Origin of the sequence: Rubrivivax sp. A210 (genome assembly GCF_904426505.1) — a bacterium.
GTDB lineage: Bacteria > Pseudomonadota > Gammaproteobacteria > Burkholderiales > Burkholderiaceae_C > Rubrivivax.
In genome coordinates this window covers 1-5,395 of record NZ_CAJGBN010000039.1, presented here as the reverse complement: position 1 = coordinate 5,395, position 5,395 = coordinate 1, and the positions used below count along the sequence as shown (strand labels likewise).

Genomic DNA, 5,395 nt, shown 5'->3' with positions numbered 1-5,395 from the left:
CACAAAGGAGGTCAACGAAGCAGGCTAACAACTAAACTTATCCACAGCCGACACTCTCAAAGTCGGCTCCCACCCCTGGCTCAATATTCGGTCGGCACGGTGGCTCAGATTTGGATCGGCGCCGACACCCACCCGCTGAGAAGCCAGCCCGATCAGCCTGCCACAGCAAGCCTGCCGGCTCCTGCCCGGGCTGAACTTGAAGCGCGCCCCCGCCTGGGTGCCTTGACGGGCTCGAGCGGCGCTGCCGCGGGCAATTCAGCACCCAGCAAGGCCCAGGATGAAACGATGAAGTCAGCCGCACTCTGGATGTCATCACGCAGTGCGTCGGCTGCCGCCGATCCATCTTTCCTTTTCAATGCGGCAACGATCTGCCGGTGATGGTCCGCAGACACTCTTTCAGAGATACGCGTAGATCCTACGCGTAGATCGTAGTTCAACGTGGGCCCGACCCGCAGCCAAAGGGACTCGATCATCTGCAGCAGCATCGGCATGCCGGCCTGGCTATAGATCGCAAAGTGCAACTCCTTGTTGGTTGCAATCAGACGCGCTCCGTCCGGACGCTTCTGTGAAATCTCTCGAGAAAAGCGCTCGTGCAGCGCCTCGATCCTTTGCAGGGCTGCCTCGTCCCGCAGCGTCGCCGCGCTCGCAGTCGCCAGCCGCTTGAGATTTATGCGGATGCTGGTGATCAACTTCTGCAAGTCGATGGGGATGGTGGGATCGCCTTTAGCGTTGACTCGCGACAAGTCTGGTCCTTCATCAGACGGGTCCACGCACGAACCTACAGGTCTGGAATGAAGCTCTACAGGTCCATGGCGCGGCGCACGCCGGTCATTGTGCAGGGTAGGCTGGTCATTCACGAGTTGACCGAATCACCGATCTCTATGGAAGTAGACCGCATGGGCGTGGCAGGGTAGTGGTTGCTTCAGTTTGAGCGACCAGATACCCGCCGCTGGCGGCGGGCAGCGCTCGGCCATTTGCCGCCGGTTGTCACCGACAGCATCAGAGTGAACCGGCGGAAGTCACCCGGAGTGAATTGCTTAGCGTCAGACGCCGGCGTTCACACGAGCCGCGTCTGACCTGGATCAGGTCACAGGCGCTGGATTGAACAGCACCAGGGCGTTGTGAAGCTTCCAGTGCTCCGCCCAGGTCTTCCTGCGCCCGCTGGCCACCTCGAGCATCAGGCGAAACAACTCCCAGCCGACTTCTTCGATGGTGGCCGAGCCGTCGGCGATGGTGCCGGCGTTCACGTCCATCAAGTCGTGCCAGCGCCGCGCCAGATCGCTGCGCGTGGCAACCTTGATCACTGGCACGGCAGCCAGGCCGTAAGGGGTGCCGCGGCCCGTGGTGAATACATGCAGATTCATGCCCGCCGCCAATTGCAGCGTGCCGCAGATGAAATCGCTCGCGGGCGTTGCAGCATAGGTGAGGCCCTTGGCCTTGAGCTTTTCTCCCGGCGCGAGCACGTTGGAGATTTGCGACTTGCCTGACTTGACGATGGACCCCATCGCCTTCTCGACGATGTTCGACAGGCCGCCCTTCTTGTTGCCGGGCGTCGTGTTGGCACTGCGGTCGGCACATCCGCGCTTGAGATAGGCGTCGTACCATGCCATCTCGCGGATCATCGCCTCGGCCACCTCGGGTGTCGCGGCACGGGAGGTCAGTTGGTCGATGCCGTCTCGTACCTCGGTCACCTCGGAGAACATGACGCTGGCCCCCGCACGGACCAGCAGGTCGGTGCAAAAGCCTACGGCCGGATTGGCTGTCACGCCCGAGAAGGCGTCGCTTCCTCCGCACTGGACACCCACCACCAACTCGCTGGCGGGCACGGTCTCGCGCCGGCGTGCGTTCAGGCGCTCGAGGTGCTCCTCGGCCTGCCGCATGATCGATTCGACCATCGACATGAAGCCGACGTGGGCGTCGTCCTGCAGGCAGACCACGTCCAGCGTGTTCTCGGCGCTGGCGCCGACATCGGCCACGCTGCGCTCGTCGACGATGGCGAAGCTGCCCGGCGGCAGCAGCCGTTCGGGTTGCAGTTTCTCGCATCCGAGGCTGACCACCATCACCTCGCCGCCGAAGTTCGGGTTCAGGCTGATGTTGCGCAGCGTGCGGATCGGTACTGCCGCGTCGGGGGCATCGATGGCGACGCCGCAACCGTAGCCGTGCTCCAGCGCGACCACGTCGTCCACATTCGGGAAGCGCGGCAACAGTTCGGCCTTGATGCGCTGCGCCGCGAAGGCGGTGACCCCTGCCACACACTGCACGGTCTGCGTGATGGCCAAGATGTTGCGCGTACCGACCGAGCCGTCAACATTGCGGTAGCCCTCGAAGGTGTAGCCCTCCAGCGGGGGCAACGATTCGAGCTTGACGGTGGCCATCGGCAAATCGGTCAAGCCACGGGCGTCGGGCATCCGCAGCAGGCGCTCATGCACCCAGCTGCCGGCCGGGATGTCCTTCAGCGCATGGCCGATGGGAATGCCGTAGCGCAACACCGGCGCGTCCGCGGGCAGATCGACCAAGGCCACCTTGTGCCCCTGCGGCACGCGTTCGAGCAGCACCGGGCCGGACGGTAGCGGCGTACCCAGCGGGAGCCCGCCGTCGTTGGCCACGATCGCGACGTTGTCGCGTTCGTGCATGCGGATGGTCAACGGCGGCGCGGCCGGCGTGGCACGCGGCGACTCGTTGGTCGCGGGATCGGACATTCGGGACTCCTTGCGTGGCCGTTCGGCCGCGTGGTCAACGCGTCGGCTGTGCCGACATGGAGCCGCATTGTCTGATTTGACAAGACGTTGTCAAGCAACTTGTGAGCGGGCCCGGTGTCGTCACCCAGGCAGGAGCATGCCCTCGAATATGCGCCGCTTGGCATTCAGGACATGCGTCCTGATCGCTTCTGCCGCCTCGATCGGGGCGCGCCGCGCGATCGCGTCGACGATGGCCTGATGCTCGGCCTGGGTCGTGCGGATTCGAGGCGCGGTCTTCTTGTCGGTCAAACTGCGGGTCAGTTCCATGATCTGCCGGATCGGCGCGACGCTGGTTTCGATGGTGGTGACGAAGAACGGGTTGTGCGACGCCCGGGCGATCGCCAGGTGGAAGCGCACGTCTTCTTCGGTGCCTGGCTGACCGCTTTCCATCGACCGGTTCAGCGCATCGAATTCGGCGCGCACCACCCCCAGGTCGGCCGCATCGTGGAATTCCGCCGCCGCCGCCGCCGCGCCGCCCTCCACGCAGAGGCGGAAGGCGTAGTACCGCTCGATGTCGGCCATGCTCCTGACCGGGGTTGGCGTCGCCGCGGGTGAACCGGGGCGGCGCAAAAGGTGGCTGCCGGAACCGCGGCGAGACTCGATCACGCCATCGGATCGCAGGCGCGCCAGCGCCTCGCGAACCGTCGGCCGCGAGACGCCGAAGTGGCTGGCCAGTTCGCCCTCGGGTGGCAGTTTGCCGTCGCGGGTGAAGTCGCCGCGCAAGATCGCTTCGACCACACGGGCGTAAATCCGGTCTGGCAGCGAGCCTGCGCCGGCGCTGTCTAGTTGCAGTAGGGCGTCGTTCATCGGCGGTCTCGGTCGGCGCGGGGTGCCCTGGGTGCGGCATCTGAACTGCCTCGCCCAGGCGGGAAGGTTTGAATCGTAGCAGACGACTCCTTCAATGCCAGACAGATTTAGGTGTTTTCCCTATTACTGCATGACAACTGTGGCAACAATAATCTAGTTGTCAGACAGCCAAACGCCACGCAAGGCCACTTGTGGCCCGCGCAACCAGACTTTTTCCACCCACACTGAGGAAAGCCATGTTTCATCCCCTGCGTCAAGGTCTGCTCGCTGCCGCCGTGGCCGTCAGCCTCGGTTTCGCCCAAACGGCGTCTGCCCGCGACTTCCGCTCGGCCGATGTCCATCCCACCGACTACCCGACGGTCGAGGCCGTGCGCGCGATGGGCAAGGCGCTGAAGGAGCAGTCAAAGGACAAACTAGGCGTCAAGGTCTTCGCGTCGGGAGCGCTTGGCGCCGAGCGCGACACCATCGAGCAGCTCAAGATCGGCGGCCTCGACATGATGCGCATCAACGCCGCGCCGCTGAACAACATCGTCCCCGAGACGATTGCCGTCTCGATGCCCTTCGTGTTCCGCTCCATCGACCACATGCGCCGCGTGCTCGACGGCCCCATCGGCGACGAGGTGCTGGCGGCGATGGCCGAGCAGGGCATGGTCGGCCTGGCCTTCTACGACAGCGGTGCGCGCTCGATCTACACGGTCAAGCGCCCGATCAAGACGCTGGCCGATGTCAAGGGCCTGAAGATCCGCGTGCAGCAGTCGGATCTCTTCGTCGCGATGATGGAGGCGCTGGGCGCCAATGCCACGCCAATGCCCTATGGCGAGGTCTACACCGGCCTGAAGACCGGCATCGTCGACGGCGCCGAGAACAACTGGCCCTCGTACGAGTCTTCGCGCCACTTCGAGGCCGCCAAGTACTACAACACCACCGAGCACTCCATGGTGCCCGAGGTGCTGGTCTTCTCGAAGAAGATCTGGGACACGCTCAGCAAGGAAGACCAGGCGCTGATCCGCAAGACCGCCAAGGAATCGGTGGCCACGATGCGCAAGCTGTGGGACGAGCGCGAGGCCAAGTCGCGCAAGATCGCCGAGGCCGGCGGCGCCCAGGTGGTCGTCATCGCCGACAAGAAGCCCTTCGTCGACGCGATGGCGCCGGTCTACGCCAAGTTCGCCAGCACGCCCAAGTTGCGCGACCTGGTCAAGCGCATCCAGGACGCCAAATAGGCTACCGGCCACACGGCCACCACCCGAACCATCAACAAGGAGTTCCGATGAAGGAACCTGAACCGGCGGCCGGCCCGCCGCGGCCGGAGGCTGCCGAGCCGCCACTCACCGGCGCGCTGACCCAGCTCAACGCCACCGTCGCGCGGCTGGGCATGTTCGCCTCGGTAGGCGGCCTCTTCATGATCGTCGCCATCGTCTTCTTCCAGGTCTTCGGCCGCTATGTGCTCAACAGTTCGCCGACCTGGACCGAGAGCCTGGCCCTGGTGCTGGTGCTCTACGTCACGCTGATCGGCGCGGCCGTTGGCGTGCGCGACGCCGGCCACATCGGCATGGAATCGCTGCTGGTACTGGTGCCCGATCACATACGCAACCGGGTCGAACTGCTGATCCACGCGCTGGTGATGCTGTTCGGCGCCGCGATGATCTGGAACGGCGGCGTGCTCGGCATGTCCGTCGCGTCCTACAAGATCCCCAACCTCGGCCTGCCCGAGGCCATACGCTACGTGCCGCTGGTGCTCTCGGGCGTTCTCATCATCTCGTTCTCCATCGAGCATGTGATCGCGCTCGTGCAGGGCAAACTCGTGGAGCCCTCATGGCACTGACCATCCTCTGCATCAGCTTCTTCGGCTT

At 64.6% G+C, this 5,395-nt stretch carries 5 protein-coding genes; 2 read left to right on the top strand and 3 right to left on the bottom strand.

Features of this window, described 5'->3' with window-relative positions; translation table 11 throughout:
* Window positions 1-152: 152 nt before the first annotated feature.
* From JMV16_RS18050 to JMV16_RS18040, 3 genes are all read right to left on the bottom strand, one after another.
* Window positions 153-743, bottom strand: coding sequence for a GntR family transcriptional regulator (locus JMV16_RS18050; protein ID WP_201495699.1), 591 nt, complete (start codon window positions 741-743; stop codon window positions 153-155).
* 339 nt (window positions 744-1,082) lie between these two features.
* Complete coding sequence (gene garD / locus JMV16_RS18045; RefSeq protein ID WP_201495698.1) at window positions 1,083-2,699, bottom strand: galactarate dehydratase; 1,617 nt, start codon at window positions 2,697-2,699, stop codon at window positions 1,083-1,085.
* Between the two features lie 120 nt (window positions 2,700-2,819).
* Window positions 2,820-3,545, bottom strand: coding sequence for a FadR/GntR family transcriptional regulator (locus tag JMV16_RS18040; protein WP_201495697.1), 726 nt, complete (start codon window positions 3,543-3,545; stop codon window positions 2,820-2,822).
* Between the two features lie 236 nt (window positions 3,546-3,781).
* Between JMV16_RS18040 and JMV16_RS18035 the strand changes: the two genes are divergently transcribed.
* Complete coding sequence (locus tag JMV16_RS18035) at window positions 3,782-4,765, top strand: TRAP transporter substrate-binding protein (RefSeq protein ID WP_201495696.1); 984 nt, start codon at window positions 3,782-3,784, stop codon at window positions 4,763-4,765.
* 47 nt (window positions 4,766-4,812) lie between these two features.
* Window positions 4,813-5,367, top strand: coding sequence for a TRAP transporter small permease (locus JMV16_RS18030; protein WP_201495695.1), 555 nt, complete (start codon window positions 4,813-4,815; stop codon window positions 5,365-5,367).
* The last annotated feature ends 28 nt before the right edge of the window (window positions 5,368-5,395 follow it).

Coding starts and splice junctions, on each gene's coding strand:
- garD (WP_201495698.1), bottom strand. CDS start 2,699: ATGTCCGATCCCGCGACCAACGAGTCGCCGCGTGCCACGCCGGCCGCG.
- JMV16_RS18040 (WP_201495697.1), bottom strand. CDS start 3,545: ATGAACGACGCCCTACTGCAACTAGACAGCGCCGGCGCAGGCTCGCTG.
- JMV16_RS18035 (WP_201495696.1), top strand. CDS start 3,782: ATGTTTCATCCCCTGCGTCAAGGTCTGCTCGCTGCCGCCGTGGCCGTC.
- JMV16_RS18030 (WP_201495695.1), top strand. CDS start 4,813: ATGAAGGAACCTGAACCGGCGGCCGGCCCGCCGCGGCCGGAGGCTGCC.